Origin of the sequence: Pantoea sp. 18059, from assembly GCF_902706165.1 — a bacterium.
In the GTDB taxonomy this organism is placed as follows: domain Bacteria; phylum Pseudomonadota; class Gammaproteobacteria; order Enterobacterales; family Enterobacteriaceae; genus Pantoea; species Pantoea agglomerans.
The window spans coordinates 202,504-217,399 of sequence record NZ_CACSJS010000003.1 but is presented as its reverse complement, the minus strand read 5'-3'; the positions used below and the strand labels follow the sequence as shown (position 1 = coordinate 217,399).

At 54.2% G+C, this 14,896-nt stretch carries 11 protein-coding genes; 4 read left to right on the top strand and 7 right to left on the bottom strand.

Annotation, left to right across the window (positions count from 1 at the left end; translation table 11 throughout):
• Positions 1–198: 198 nt before the first annotated feature.
• The 7 genes from GVJ63_RS10450 to GVJ63_RS10420 all read right to left on the bottom strand — a co-directional run bounded on the left by GVJ63_RS10450 (position 199) and on the right by GVJ63_RS10420 (position 9,451).
• On the bottom strand, positions 199–1,425 hold the full coding sequence (locus GVJ63_RS10450; RefSeq protein WP_159226816.1) for an MFS transporter: 1,227 nt from the start codon (positions 1,423–1,425) through the stop codon (positions 199–201).
• 77 nt (positions 1,426–1,502) lie between these two features.
• Entirely contained in the window at positions 1,503–3,857 is a 2,355-nt protein-coding gene (locus GVJ63_RS10445; protein WP_159226815.1) for a GNAT family N-acetyltransferase, read from the bottom strand.
• A 1-nt stretch (position 3,858) separates the two neighbouring features.
• Positions 3,859–5,151, bottom strand: a complete 1,293-nt coding sequence (locus GVJ63_RS10440; RefSeq protein ID WP_124890595.1) for a lysine N(6)-hydroxylase/L-ornithine N(5)-oxygenase family protein — start codon at positions 5,149–5,151, stop codon at positions 3,859–3,861.
• A gap of 10 nt (positions 5,152–5,161) precedes the next feature.
• Positions 5,162–6,715, bottom strand: coding sequence for an aspartate aminotransferase family protein (locus tag GVJ63_RS10435; protein ID WP_159226814.1), 1,554 nt, complete (start codon positions 6,713–6,715; stop codon positions 5,162–5,164).
• 552 nt (positions 6,716–7,267) lie between these two features.
• On the bottom strand, positions 7,268–8,641 hold the full coding sequence (locus GVJ63_RS10430) for a PTS ascorbate transporter subunit IIC (RefSeq protein ID WP_022624351.1): 1,374 nt from the start codon (positions 8,639–8,641) through the stop codon (positions 7,268–7,270).
• A 39-nt stretch (positions 8,642–8,680) separates the two neighbouring features.
• Positions 8,681–8,953 (bottom strand): PTS sugar transporter subunit IIB, encoded by a 273-nt coding sequence (locus GVJ63_RS10425; RefSeq protein WP_010247066.1) that lies wholly within the window; start codon positions 8,951–8,953, stop codon positions 8,681–8,683.
• A gap of 48 nt (positions 8,954–9,001) precedes the next feature.
• Positions 9,002–9,451 carry a PTS sugar transporter subunit IIA gene (locus tag GVJ63_RS10420; protein ID WP_010247067.1) on the bottom strand — a complete coding sequence of 150 codons (450 nt, stop codon included), beginning with the start codon at positions 9,449–9,451 and terminating at the stop codon, positions 9,002–9,004.
• Between the two features lie 576 nt (positions 9,452–10,027).
• Here GVJ63_RS10420 and GVJ63_RS10415 point away from each other — a divergent pair.
• The 4 genes from GVJ63_RS10415 to GVJ63_RS10400 all read left to right on the top strand — a co-directional run bounded on the left by GVJ63_RS10415 (position 10,028) and on the right by GVJ63_RS10400 (position 14,885).
• Entirely contained in the window at positions 10,028–10,762 is a 735-nt protein-coding gene (locus tag GVJ63_RS10415; protein WP_010247068.1) for a GntR family transcriptional regulator, read from the top strand.
• 555 nt (positions 10,763–11,317) lie between these two features.
• On the top strand, positions 11,318–12,316 hold the full coding sequence (locus GVJ63_RS10410; RefSeq protein ID WP_033780263.1) for an MsnO8 family LLM class oxidoreductase: 999 nt from the start codon (positions 11,318–11,320) through the stop codon (positions 12,314–12,316).
• Between the two features lie 23 nt (positions 12,317–12,339).
• Entirely contained in the window at positions 12,340–13,491 is a 1,152-nt protein-coding gene (locus tag GVJ63_RS10405; RefSeq protein ID WP_159226813.1) for an amidohydrolase, read from the top strand.
• Positions 13,492–13,571: 80 nt separating this feature from the next.
• Positions 13,572–14,885 carry an LLM class flavin-dependent oxidoreductase gene (locus GVJ63_RS10400; protein WP_159226812.1) on the top strand — a complete coding sequence of 438 codons (1,314 nt, stop codon included), beginning with the start codon at positions 13,572–13,574 and terminating at the stop codon, positions 14,883–14,885.
• The last annotated feature ends 11 nt before the right edge of the window (positions 14,886–14,896 follow it).

Genomic DNA, 14,896 nt, shown 5'->3' with positions numbered 1-14,896 from the left:
CTCAGCAGGCGGAATCATCATCGAATGACGCAACACACAGATAAAGTAACGATTTGGTCAAAGCTTATCTGAAAAAAATAAATGCGGGATTGGGTGGGATGTAATCTCTTTGTTTCAGTTGCAGGATGGCAAATAAATTTCTGCCATCCTGCTGGGTTATATTTTATCAACGGCACACAGCGGATTCATAAGGGTCCGCTATTCCGTGCACAATTTCCGCTGGCCTGCACGCAGAAAAGCGCTGACCAGAACCAGCCACAGCAGACCGCAGATCAGGTTCACCACACTGAAGCCGCCGGTGCCGTAACTAAAATACGCGGTTTTGGCTGCTTCAATGCCCAGCGCGATGATCAGAATACTCACCATGCCGAGCATCGCTGCCACGCTGCCTTTTCCGGCGCTGCTGGAAAAAAGCGTCATGCGATAAAGTCCGGCACTGACCAGCCCGGCACCGAAGCCGTAGAGGCTAATTCCGGCAGTCAGCCACAGATAGCTTTGCGGATTTAGCACGGTAGCGGTTACTGCGATTGCCAGCCCGCAGACCACCGGCCAGGCCCCGAGCCGTAACGGCTGTTCAATGGGCAGACGGCTGGATAAGCGTCCCAGGGTCAGGTTGCCCGCAATCATGGCGGCGAATACCGGCAGCTGTAATAACGCATAGTTGATGCGGCTGAGTCCCGCATCGTGAATTAAAATCACCGGCGACAATGCGACCCATGCGATGCAGGGCACAGTGACAAGTCCGATGGCCAGCGAGCCACGCATCACCTGACGATCCTTCAGCAACGCCGCGTAACCGCTGATAATCGATCGCAGCGACAGCGGTTTCTGCCGGTCACCTGCGGTTTCGGGCATCGCATACCACAGACCTGCCAGCGCCAGCGCCGCAATAGCGCCAATCAGCCAGAACAGGGTGCGCCATTCACCTACGGTAAGAAAAGCCGCGCCCGCCAGCGGACCGGCCAGCGGGGCCAGCAGGGCGACGTTGGCCATCAGCGCCATCATTTTGATACTGAGCGATTCCGTAAATGCCTCCTGCACCGCCGCGTAGCCTACCGCGCCAATAAAACAGAGGCTGACGCCCTGCAGAAAACGCAGCAGGACGAACTGCTCAATGCTTTGCACCCAGTGCGTCGCCACACACGAGAGCATAAAAAAGGCCACGCCGCTAAGTAGCACCGGACGCCGCCCGATACGGTCAGAAAGGGGGCCAAGCAGCCATTGCAGCATAATGCCACCGGCCAGATAGGCGGTGAGCGAAGTAGAGACCCACTCCGGCCCGACCTTAAATTCCTGAGTCACCAGCAGCATGCCGGGCTGGATCATGTCGTGAGCGATATAGGTAGCGAACTCAAACAACACCAGCGACAGCGGGAAGATCAGATGTCGTCGGGTCAGTTGCGCGACCGGTTCGAAAGAAACCATTACGGATACCTGCGATAAAGCCATTAAAAAAGCGGCCACCAGGGTGACCGCATAATTTCAGCGTGACGGTGTAACGCTTATCGCCAGCGGGCGATCGGGTTATTCAGCGTTCCGGCGAACTTGAGGTTCTCAGCGGGATCGGCGAGGTTTATCATCTGCTGGTTATTCGCCAGCTGCAGGCGGTTCAGACAGGAGCGGGTAAACTCCGGCGCGAACATGTCATAGCGCGCGAACTTAGTGGCATGCTCCGGGTGCGCCTGCTGGTAATCCTTCACGCACTGCGCCACCGCCTGCCAGAACTCTTCCTCCGGCAGCGTTCCTGACTGATGCAGAATCGCGCTGATAAAGCGGAAGATGCAGTCAAACACATCGGTGAAGATCGAGAGCAGCTTCAGGTTCTCCGGCACATCCACCGCCAGACGCTGCACGCCTTCCGGCAGCACCGCATCCGGATTCATCACGGCGATCTCTTCGCCGATATCCTTCATGTATGCACTGACCGGCACGTTGTTCTCCAGCAGCATGATGAGGTTTTCACCGTGCGGCATAAACACCAGGTCATGCTGATAGAAGCAGTGCAGCAGCGGGCTGAGATAGCAGGTCAGGTAGCGTTCTATCCACTGCTTCGCGGGCAAACCAGAATCCGCTATCAGCGCAGGCAGCAATGCCTGCTGATGGTGATCGACGTGCAGGAAAGAGGCCATGGTCATCAGACGCTGGCCGGACTGCAGGCTGGCCGCAGGATTATCCCGCCACAGCGCTGCGAACATCTTTTTATAGGCTGAGTCGCCTTTGATCGCCTGCTCATAGTAGCGGTTGTGATAGCCGACCGCCGCGACTTCGCGCAGGATGCGGAAATCACAGCGATTCAGCCACGCATCGCCAGCAACCAGTTGTTCCAGCCAGCCGTTTATCGCAGGCGTTGTCGCCATATAGTAGGGGGACAGTCCGCGCATAAAGCCCATGTTCAGCACCGACAGGGCGGTTTTCACGTAGCGCTTCGCGGGCTGGCTGCGGTTAAAGAAGGTGCGGATCGACTGCTGCGCCTGGTAAGCATCGTCTCCGGTGCCGAGATAAACAATATCGTGACTGGCGATGTCCGCCGCAAACACGGTCAGCAGCTTGTTCTGCCACTGCCACGGATGCACCGGCATCAGGATATACTCCTCAACCGCCAGCCCTTTATTCACCAGCTGCGCAGTAAACTGCTCCAGGGTGGTGTCGCCCAGTTCATCGCGCATCAACTGCTCATAGCTCAGCTCGCTGAGGCTGGAGAAATGGGCGTTGCGGCGATGAACCGCGACCCAGATGAGGTGAACGGGCGCGGCGGCCTCGGGCGCATACGCCAGATAATCATGGGCATCGAAGCCAATACGCCCGTTGTTGGCAACAAAGCAGGGATGGCCTTCGGTCATCGCCGCTTCCACCGTCTGGAAATCGGCTGAGACCAGCGCCTGGCTGTCAGGATTATTCTTCTGCAGCTTATAAACGCTACTGCACAGCGTGCTGCTGATCTCTTCCATGTAGGTCGCCAGCAGTGCCTGTGTAATACCGATCTCCCCGTTAAACTCCACGATAAACTTCAGCGCATCCAGCGGCAGATCACGACCGTTCTCCTGCTTGCGCAGTGAGCCGGCGTCAATTTCCCAGTGATCCAGCGCCAGCCGCGACGCCCGGAAATGGTAGCTCGCTTCACCGCCTGGCACCGCAAGCTGATAGCTGCCGTCGCCCGACTCCTGTGGCGTAATGATTTTCTCATGCGCGAACTCGGCAATCGCTTTACGGATCAGCATGCGGTTTGCCTGCGCCCATTGGTCGCCCGTCAGATGTGTACCGTTCATCAGCGAAGAGGGGGTGTTCATAGTCTGCGACTCCTGCAGTAACGCGTGTTGATAATCTTCCCGCTGGCAAAAGGCCAGCCAGGCGGTTTTATGACCCATGTCGATGGTGTGCTGATAGCGGAACCCGGCACGCTTATTCAGCACGTGAATCTTCTCATTGCGCACATCTGGCTCTACCACCACGCGGCGCACCTCGGGGCGGCTGAACATGTAGTCCATCACCAGCGTGAAGACCTGCCAGCTGAAGGCTCTGATCGGCTGGCTGGCGGGGGCTATCAGAATATGCATGCCGTAATCATCGGGTGCGGCAGGATAAAATTTGCCGACCTCATCGTCGCAGGCGCGATAGCACTCAATCAGGCAGACCGGCTGGTCGTTGCAGCAACCAATCAGCGCAGCATGGGGATCGGCTGCAGTCAGCGTCTGGTAGAACTCAGCGACCTGATTCAGGCTCTGCTGCTGCATGCCCCAGAAGCGGGCGTAATCGCGGGTGACCCAGCTATGAATCAGCGGCGCATCGCTGGCGAGCATGGGCCTCAGGGTGAACTGGCCTGCGGGGCGGGCGGCGCTGAACAGTGTTTGTGAACTCATCTCAGTGCTCCGATTTAGCCGGGAAGGTCTGGAAGGCAATCTGACGCTCGATCGGGTAGACCTCGCGTCCGGTCAGTTCGCGCAGCAGCACCGAGTTGCGGTAGCAGGCCATGCCGAGATCCGGTGTGACAAAACCGTGGGTATGGAGCTCGGCGTTCTGCACGAAGATCTGATTGTGATAATCGATGCTGTAGTTGCGCTGCACGTCGTAGCGGCCTTTGTCATCCCAGCGCAGGCGGGCGTTGATGCCCTCTAAAAACATCGGTGGCTGGTAGTGATAGCCGGTCGCCATCACCAGTCCTTCGGTGCGACGAGTGAAGGTGCAATCCTGCTCCTCCTGATACAGCGTCAGCTCGAACTCTCCCTGTGGCAGCCAGCGCATAGCGGTCAGCGCCGAGTGAGTAAACAGGTTTACGTTCAGATCGCCGTCGAGCTGTTTGACATACATCAGGTCATAAATGTCGTTAATCAGGCTGCTGTTGATGCCTTTGTAGAGATTCTTGTGGCGCGCATTCAGTTCGTCGCGGGTGCTGGCGGGCAGCGCGTGGAAATAGTCGACCCACTCCGGCGAGGTCATCTCCAGCGTGAGCTTAGTGTACTCCAGCGGATAGAAGCGCGGCGCGCGGGTGATCCAGTTGAGCTGATAGCCAAAGCGGTCGATATCGGTCAGCAGGTCGTAGTAGATTTCTGCCGCGCTCTGGCCGCTGCCCAGCACGGTGATGGAACGCTTCTGCTGCAGTTCCGCTTTGTTGACCAGATAGTGGCTTGAGTGCGTCAGGCGCTGGCGGTGCGGCTGGCTGCACTCCGGCATCCAGGCTTTAGGCCCGGTGCCGAGGATCAGATGTCGTGCCAGATAGTTCTGTTTCTGACCATTCCGGGTGTCGGTGACCTGGAGTTGATAGACGCCAGCCGCCTCATCGTAGCTGACATACTCAACGTGGCTGTTCCAGCGCAGATTAGAGAGCCGCGAACTGGCCCACTGGCAGTACTGATTATACTCTTTGCGCATCAGGAAGAAGTCTTCACGGATATAAAAAGAGTATAATTTCCCCTTTTCCTTCATGTAGTTAAGCAGGCTGTAAGGGCTGGTCGGATCGGCGAGTGTCACCAGATCGGCCATAAACGGCGTCTGCAGATGGGCATTTTCCAGCATCATGCCGGTGTGCCAGTCAAAGCCCGGGTTCTCATCCAGGAAAAGACCGTTCAGTCCCTCAACCGGCTCACTCAGACAGGCCAGACTCAGGTTGAAAGGGCCGATACCGATACCAATAAAATCGTAAACGGAATTATTCATTTCAGAGCTCTCACTGTTTCGCCGCGTTCAGCGCAGACGCACGTTCCTGCTCGCGGCCATAGTGCGCGATCAGGCTCAGCACATCTTCGATGTCGGCGATGGTCGTGGTGGGATTTAACAGGGTGAATTTCAGGTACTGACGCCCATCGACTTTGGTTCCGGCAATCACTGCGTTGCCGGAGCGGAAGAGCGCTTTACGGATAGCGGCGTTGATTTCGTCGATCTGTGCGTCGCTGGCGTTTTTGCCGGGCACGTAGCGGAAAATCTGGGTGGTCAGCTCAGGCGCGTGCAGCACTTCGATAGCAGGATGCGCAGTTAACCGCTCATGAGCCGCCTGTGTCAGCTCTATCAGCGTATCGAAAGCGTCTCCCAGCGCCGCCGGACCCATCACGCGCAGGGTCAGCCACATTTTCAACGCATCAAATCGGCGGGTGGTCTGAATGCTTTTGTTGACCAGATTCGGTGTGCCTTCCTGCTGGGCGCTGAGCGGATTCAGGTAATCTGCATGGTGCGTGACATGCTTGAGATTGTGGCTGTCCCGCACAAAGAACGCACCGCAGCTGACGGTCTGGAAGAAAGATTTGTGATAATCGACGGTGACGGAATCAGCCCGTTCAATGCCATTCAGGCGTGAGCGATGATTCTCTGAGACCAGCAGCCCACAGCCGTAAGCGGCGTCAACGTGCATCCACAAACCATAATTGTCACAAAGACGGGCAATCTCCGGCAGCGGATCGATGCTGCCAAAGTCCGTGGTGCCGCTGGTGGCAACCACAGCAATCGGGATCAGCCCTTCACTGCGACATTTCTCGATCTCCTTAGCCAGGCACGCTGCGTCCATACGGTAGTGGGCGTCGTGATCAACGGCGATAACTGCGTCATAGCCCAGCCCTAAAATCGCCATCGATTTCTGGATGCTGAAGTGGCTGAGTTTTGAGGTAAACACTCGCCATTTCGACGCGGTCTCAGGCAGGCCGCGATGCTTAATCAGATGCCCCGGATGATGTGCCGCGCACCAGCTATCACGCGCCAGCAGCATTGCCATCAGGTTGGATTGGGTGCCACCGCTGGTGAAGATCCCATCAGATCCGGCAGGCAGGCCGATGCGGCCAAGCGTCCAGTCGATCACCTTCTGCTCAATCAGCGTACCGCCTGCGCTCTGATCCCAGGTATCGACCGAGCTATTCACCGCCGCCATAATCTGCTCAGCCATCAGAGAGGGCAGCACGACCGGGCAGTTCAGGTGCGCCAGGTATTTAGGGTGGTGAAACCAGACGGCGTCACGAAGATAGAGCTGGCTCAGCTCTGTCAGGGCGTCATCGTTGTTACCCAGCGGACGATCGAGATCGACCTCACTGAATTCCGCCGCCAGTTCATGGGGCAGGATACCGCTGAAAGGCTTCTCAACGCCGGTAACGGTACGGGTCATCAGCGCCAGCACCTCCTGAGTCTGCTGCGACCAGGCCGCCAGTTGCTGATCGTTAAAAATAGCCGTTTCGGCACCGCTGGCATTGGATGCTGGCGCGAGATCCTGTGCCGCCTGAGTGGATGAGCGTAAAAGCATGTTCAGTTCCTGTGCGTTAATACCAGTGACCCTGCCGACGTAAGGTCAGCAGCGTTGGATTTCCGCTCAACAACTCCAGTAAACATAAAACTAACTAACCAGATAAAAACCCTGACCATTAAATGGATTAGTGTTTTCACCTTAAAAAGAGTAAATACCGCATATTATTTGTGGATTTGGCAGCGTTAAACGCTTTGTTATATGCGGATGAGAGTGTAAATGTTAATCATTATCATTCAAATGTTTTGTTGTTAAATTTTATTTATTAGTATGTCTAATGTTGAAAGTGTGATGTTGATCACTTTTCTGGATCGGAATAATCCTTTTTTTACGCGGTTTAGCGCCATCAGATGTCAGGTAATTGGGATTGCGATTAGTGGCTATTGGTCAGGGGTGGGCGAAAACGAGTGGTAATAATAATTTTAGTTGGCGCTAAATGAGGCTCATTCTGATTGGTATTCAGGCGGGGCATAAGCGGAGCTGTAAAGCAGGTTACACACAAACAACCAGAAAGCGCTCATTGCCCTTTCTGGTTGCCATTAAGCGTTCTGATTACCCTGCATTTGTTTCTACAGGTGTCTTCTTTTTAGCCGTAAAGTTATAAATCACTAACAAGCCAAAAATGCCGGTGATAATCATGGTGATGGTTCCCTTATCCATAAAGTGAGCCATATTACCCAGCAGGATGCCGGTGACGCCGAAGTCGGTATCCGAGAAGGTGGTGTTGGTCAGCCCTATCTGTCCGAGTACCGGCAGCAGGGCGACAGGCAGGAAGGTGATTAACAGGCCATGAGCAAAGGCACCGCAAATCGCACCACGCTTGCCGCCGGTCGCATTACCAAACACGCCAGCCGTAGCGCCACAGAAGAAGTGAGGAACCACACCCGGCAGAATCAATACCCAATGCAGCTGACCGAGAACAAACAGCCCCACCAGGCCACCGACAAAGCTGGAGATAAAGCCAACCAGCACCGCATTCGGGGCGTAGGGGAAGACAATCGGGCAATCCAGCGCCGGTCTGGCTTCCGGAACCAGTTTTTCTGAAAAGCCGGTAAAGGCAGGGACAATTTCAGCCAGGATTAAGCGCACACCCTGCAGAATGATAAAGACACCCGCCGCGAAAGTAATGGCCTGGATAAAGGAGTAAACCAGGTAGTTCTGACCATTGCTGAAATTAGCCTCTACATAGTCTTTACCGGCAGATACCGACAGGATTAAGTAGATAATCATCATCGTCAGAGATATTGAGATGGTACTGTCGCGCAAAAAACTGAGGTTTTTTGGCATGTTCATCTCTTCGGTGGATTTAGATCCTTTACCTACCAAAGAGCCGATCCAGCCTGATAAGACATAGCCAATTGTCCCGGTATGCGCCAGCGCGACATGATCGCCACCAATGATCTTACGCATATAGGGCTGGGCGATTGCCGGGAAGGTGGCCATCAGAATGCCCAACAGCAGTGACCCGGTGTAAATAAGCTGAATACCTTCAAAACCGGCAACCGATAAAATAATCGCGATCATACAGGCCATATAAAACGTCACATGCCCTGAGAGGTAGATATATTTCAGTCGGGTGAAGCGGGCGACAACGATGTTGGCGACCATGCCGAAGGCCATGATCATCGTGGTAGGCGCACCATATTTTGCCAGAGCGATAGAGACCATCGCTTCGTTATTAGGAATGATGCCCTGAACATCAAACGCATGTTTGAAAATGTCGCCCAGTGGCGTCAGTGAACCGACCAGAACGGTCGCACCGCCTGCCAGCACCAGGAAGCCCAGAATAGTTTTTACCGTGCCCTTGATAACATCAGGAAACGGCTTCTTCTGCGCAATCAGTCCGAAAAATGCCACCAGTCCGACTAATATAGAGGGCACTTTCAGCACGTCGACGACGAACTGCAAAAGATTTTGAGTAAACATATTAACCTCGAGGGTAAGGTGTTTATCTAATTATTAGCGTCACTTTTTCTCAAAATACTCACGTATTTTCTGCTCCACTTCTTTCAGGTCAATGATGTTATTAATGATGATGACCTTCTGTTCAGGAAGGTTTGCGCTATAAGCAATGTCTTTGGCCATAACAAAAACATCTGCCACATCGGGGGTGACAGAGCCGAGATCCGAATGTTCCACTTCAGCTTCAACACCGATCGTTTTAAGCACTTTCTTGATGTTCATTTCCATCATGAAGCTGCTGCCTAAACCTGAACCACACACCGCCATAATTTTCATATCAAACCTCATTAACTAATGATTAAAAGTCGCGTTTCAACGGGCAGACTAAACGCCTGATAAAATCGTCATGAGCGCTTCTTTGCTGCTCGCATTGAATATCTGCGCCATGATCTCTTCATCGGACAGCACTTCCGCCAGCTGGGAGATCATTTCGATATGGCTATTACTGTCCGGTGCGGCAAACATGAAAATAGCCTTTACCGGATCGTTTTCTTCGGAGTCAAATTTCACTGCTGTACCCAGCAGCACAATCGACAACCCCAGTTTGTGTGCGCCTTGTTCCGGGCGTGCGTGGGGCATGGCAATCTGGGGCGCGATGACAAAAAAGGGGCCGATCTCCTCTTTTTGCTGAATAATCGCATCAATATAATCCTGCGATATTGCGCCCTCACTGAGCAGAGGACGTCCCGCAATAACTAACGCTTCCTGCCAGTCAGTCACGCTTTCGACGTACTGGATTTTCTCGTTATTTAACCACTTAGCCAGGTGTGACATCGTCTTACTCCTCCTGTTTAAATGCGCAATAAAATTTAACTAAACGCATAAACCGTGTGGCGTTTGCCTGCTCCCGGTTACGCATAACCCATCTCATATAAAATTTTCTCAACCGGAACAGGGCCTGTTATGCATTCCGATTTTTCATAAATTCCTGAGTATGTACAGTCAGTTTCCCTCAAAACCCCCGTTATCACTTTTTTAGATAAACTTTCTGTCAGCAGAGCGACACAAAAATCGAATGTAGTAAAAGGAGGTAACATCCTTAAAAGTCATGATTTTCATGGATTTATTAAAAAAATATTTTCTCATTGTTCAGATGGGGTTATATTTCACAACGGTCATCACATCTGTACATGTTAAAGGTGTCTAGTCATCCTGATGATGTCCTTCGACGTGTACGGACACAACATGTAAAGTTAAAATATTGCTTATCAGGCTTAACATCAGTGCCAATTTGATAAGTTGATCACATATTCAGCTAGCGGAAGTGGTACTCATCCGGCAATGTCAGGCAGAACTGTACTGACACGGATTAGAGGGAGTCTGTCCTTCACTCAAACGGGAAGAAAGCCAATGGTTGATGGCATTACTGAAAAACAAAAAGAGGTTGTTGATTACATCCTCAATAAAATTAAGGATGATGGCCTTCGACCCGGAGAGAAACTGGATACCGAAATATCAATTGCCAAAAGTATCGGCATTACTCGCGCAACGGTGCGTGAAGCCACACGCATTCTGGTGGAGCAGCAGAGAATTTACCGGGTTAAAGGGTCGGGTATTTTTGTCGGTTCCACGGAGATGAGTAGCCAGGCGAACCGATATCATGTGCTTTCACCTTTTGATTACCAGGCGCAAAGAAATGGCCATAAAGGTGTAAGAAAAATCATATCGGTCAGCATAATCAAGGTTCCTTCTGCTGATATCGCTCAGGCGCTGCGTATTAAAAACAGCGATCAGATCTATAAAATTTTACGCCTGATGTGTTTCGATGACATCCCGGTGGCTCTGGAACATATTCACCTGCCGGTTAATATGTTTAGCAGCATGGAGTTCAGCAAGCTGGAACTGTCAAAATATGCCTACATTGAAGAAGTTACCGGTAAGAAAGTGCAGCTAAGGGACCAGCATCTAACGGCCGTCAATCTTACGGATACACAGTCGCTTACTCTGCTTAATTTAGCTGAAGGGGATGCTGTCATTCAGCTTAATGAAACCGTTTATCTCGACGACGGCGTTCCCTGTGAAGTGAATGTGGCGCTTATCAACACCCGATTCTTCCCATTGAAACAAAATTCGCAACGGCCTTAGAAAAATAATCTTGTTTCTGGGCTCAATGCTTTTCCTGTGCCCAGATATGACCCTATCAGACAGACTCATGCCCGGTTTTCACCTCTCATTACAGTAGAGGGTCTTAATTCCGGAAAATGTATAAGGTCCTGTAAATCATCTGGCAGTTGCAATGAGTTATCTCTGACTCAATTACATTCTTTATATGCTTATTTATCTATCTGGCGACCCGTGCTTCACCATCCTGTAAAGAATGTATTTCAATGCCCTGAATTCAGGCTGTCTGAAATTCCTGAAGTCGCGGCTAACAACAACTGTCATCTCTCCATACGTAAGACGATTTTCTGCAAACCTTTGCCATCAAACCGATTTTACTCACCTTAATATCAGGCATCGAATAGCGTTATACGCAAAATATCTGCCTGATTTCCCGTTTCAGAGCCCGTTTTCCCTCTTTCACTTCTCACTGTTCTCCATTATGACGAAATCAATAATGCATAAAACAATATGATGTTTTACCAATGATCGACTGCGCAGCACACTGGTCTGCAACCGGAATAAACAAGGACCAGGTGAATGGCATATCGATTAAGTCTGTTAGATAAAGCGCCCGTGCTGCAGGGTGAATCACCCACCGCGGCGCTGCAGCGCACGCTGCAGATGGCGCAGCGGGCAGAGGAGTGGGGTTATCACCGCTTCTGGCTGGCTGAACATCACAACACCGCGCAGCTGGCCAGTCCTTCACCTGAGGTATTGATTGCCTGGATCATTGCCCAGACACGACATATTCGCGTCGGATCGGGCGGCGTGATGTTGCAGCACTACAGCCCTTATAAAGTGGCAGAGAATTTTAACCTGCTCGCTTCGCTGGCACCGGGTCGTATTGACCTCGGCGTGGGCAAAGCGCCGGGCGGACTTCCACTCTCCACCCATGCGCTGCAACAGGGTGTTGATGCCGCTAAAAAAGGGAGCTTTGCCGAACAGCTTCAGCTGCTGGATAGCTGGCTGAAGCCCGGTCAGGCTGATCCTGACGATGAGGGTTTAGCCGCCACGCCTCTGCCGTCACGTCCGGCGAACCGTTTTCTGCTGGGTGCCAGTGAAGAGAGCGCCCGGCTGGCCGCCAGTCTGGGCTGGCAGTTTGTCTTTGCCGCTCACCTCAATGGCGACCGCCAGTTACTGGAGCATGCGCTGAGTACCTACTCCCGCCTGAGCCAGGGTCAGCGCGCCCTGGTGGCCGTGCAGGTGGTGGTAGCCGACTCACCCGCCGGGGCTGACCTGCTGGTAGCCAATCTTCGTCACTACCATGTAGCGGTGAAAGATGGCCCGAGCGTCAACGTCGCCAGCCTTGAGCAGGCGGAGCGCTATGTGCGTCAGGGTGGATACCGCGATTATCAGATTGAGCCGCGCACGCCGTCACTTCTGAAAGGCACGGCGGCGCAGGTTCATGCCCAGCTTGACGCGCTGCATCATAATTTTGACATTGATGAGTTTGTTATCGACACGCCGATTACCGAGCCGGTTGCACGTCTGCAGTCACTTGAACTGCTGGCCACGCATCATCTGGTCGCAGCCTGAATCCCCGTCAGTGGAGAGTCATCATGAACCCTGAGTCACAACTGATTGAATGGCGACGCGAACTGCACACCTGGCCGGAGCTGTCGGGTCAGGAGTTCGCCACCACCGCGCGACTGCGGGGCTGGTTGCAGGCGGCGGGCATCCGGCTGCTGGACTATCCACTGGAAACCGGCCTGGTGGCAGAAATTGGCAGCGGAGAGACGGTGATCGCGCTGCGCGCCGACATCGATGCGCTGCCGATCCATGAGGCGAGCGGGGTGCGTTTTCACTCCCGCCATCCTGGCGTGATGCACGCCTGCGGTCATGACCTGCATAGTGCGGTCATGCTGGGCGCGGCGTTAACGCTCAACGCACAGCCCGATCTATTACCTGGCCGGGTGCGCATCCTGTTCCAGCCCGCTGAAGAGATAGCGCGCGGGGCGCGTCAGTTCATTGAGGCGGGGGTACTGGATGAGGTGCAGGCTATCTTCGGAATGCACAACGAGCCTTCGCTGCCCGTCGGCACCTTTGCCACCCGCAGCGGGGCGTTCTACGCGAATGCTGACAAATTTATTATCCGCGTCACCGGCAAAGGCGCACATGCCGCGTATCCGGAGCAGGGTGTCGACAGCATTGTGACGGCCAGCCAGATTATCCAGGCGTTACAGGGACTCACCAGCCGCAGCTTCAGTGCCCTGGACAGTCTGGTACTGAGCATTACCCGCATCGACGGCGGCAAAAGCTGGAATGTATTACCCGGCGGCGTTGAGTTTGGCGGCACGGCCCGAACCCACGATTTACAGGTGCGCGCCGAACTGGAACAGCGGGTGCGCACGCTGGTTGAGCACTTCGCCGACGCCAATGGCGCGCAGGCAACCCTGAGCTGGCATCCTGGCCCGCCAGTGCTGATCAACGATGCGCACTGGGCGACCTTCAGCAGCGAAGTGGCGCAGCAGGCGGGCTATCGGGTGCAGACCGCCGATCTCCATCTGCTGGGGGAGGATTTTGCCTTTTATCTGCAACAGGTGCCGGGGGCGTTTGTCAGCATCGGCAGCGCCAGTGACTTTGGTCTGCACCATGCCAGCTTTACCCCGGATGAGGCGCTGATTGCGCCCGCCGCCGACTACTTCGCCCGACTGGCCCGCCAGGCGCTGCAACATCTTAACGCGCGATGTCGGGAAGCCATTCTGAACTGAATTCATCTGCAACCCGCTAAAGCACGACGGTTCTGACCACCGTCGTCGGGCATCGCTACGACTAAAAAAGAGAGAGCATCATGACCACAAGACAACTTCGGCTGGGTACCATTCTGCATGGCGCATCGGGAAACATGTCTGCCTGGCGCCATCCGGCGGCGCAGGCCGATGCCAGTATTAATCTGGATTACGCCAAAAAAATCGCCCGCAAGGCGGAGCAGGGCAAACTCGATTTTCTGTTTGTCGCCGACGGGTTGTTTATTAACGAAAAGTCGATCCCGCACTTTCTGAATCGCTTTGAGCCGCTGACGCTGCTCTCAGCGCTGGCGGGCGTCACTGAACATCTGGGGCTGGTTGGCACGGTATCGACCTCTTACAGCGAGCCGTTCACCGTGGCGCGTCAGTTTGCCAGCCTTGATCATCTCAGCGGCGGGCGTGCGGGCTGGAACGTGGTGACGTCACCGCTGGAAGGCTCGGCCAAAAACTTCTCGCGTCAGCAGCACCCGGAGCACGCATTGCGTTACCGCATTGCCGATGAGTATCTGCAGGTGGTGAAAGGATTGTGGGATTCGTGGGAGCAGGATGCTTTTGTGCGTGATAAGGCCAGCGGACAATTTTTCGATCCGGCGAAGCTGCACACGCTCGATCATCACGGTGATTTCTTCCAGGTGCAGGGGCCGCTGAACATCGCCCGCACGCCGCAGGGTCGTCCGATTATCTTCCAGGCGGGCGCGTCCGACGACGGTAAAAAACTGGCGGCGCGTCATGCTGACGCCATCTTCACCCATCAGCCGACGCGTGAAGAGGCGCAGTCATTTTATCAGGATGTGAAACAGCAACTGGTGGCGAATGGCCGTCAGCCAGACGATTTGCACATCTTCCAGGGTGTCAGCGTGATTGTTGGCGATGATGCCCAGGACGTGGAACGCCAGTATCAGACCACGGCGGCGTTGGTGTCGATTACCGATGCGCTTAACTACCTCGGGCGTTTCTTCGACCATCACGACTTCTCACAGTATCCGCTGGATCAGCCGTTCCCGGATATCGGTGACATCGGTCAGAACAGCTTCCGCAGCACCACCGACGAGATCAAACGCAAAGCACAGCAGCATGGGCATACCCTGCGCCAGGCCGCGCTGGAAGCGGCAACACCACGCCCGCTGTTTCACGGCACGCCGGAAGAGGTGGCGGATGGCCTGCAGCTCTGGTTTGAAACCCAGGCTACTGACGGCTTCATCATTAATGGCGGCACGCCCGATACCTTTGAACGTTTTGTCGACCGCGTGGTGCCGATTTTGCAGGCTCGCGGCCTGACGCGCCGCGACTATCCGGGCAGCACGCTTCGTGACAGCTTCGCCCTGAAACAACCCGTTAATCAGTTCACCTCACAATAAGAGCACAAGCC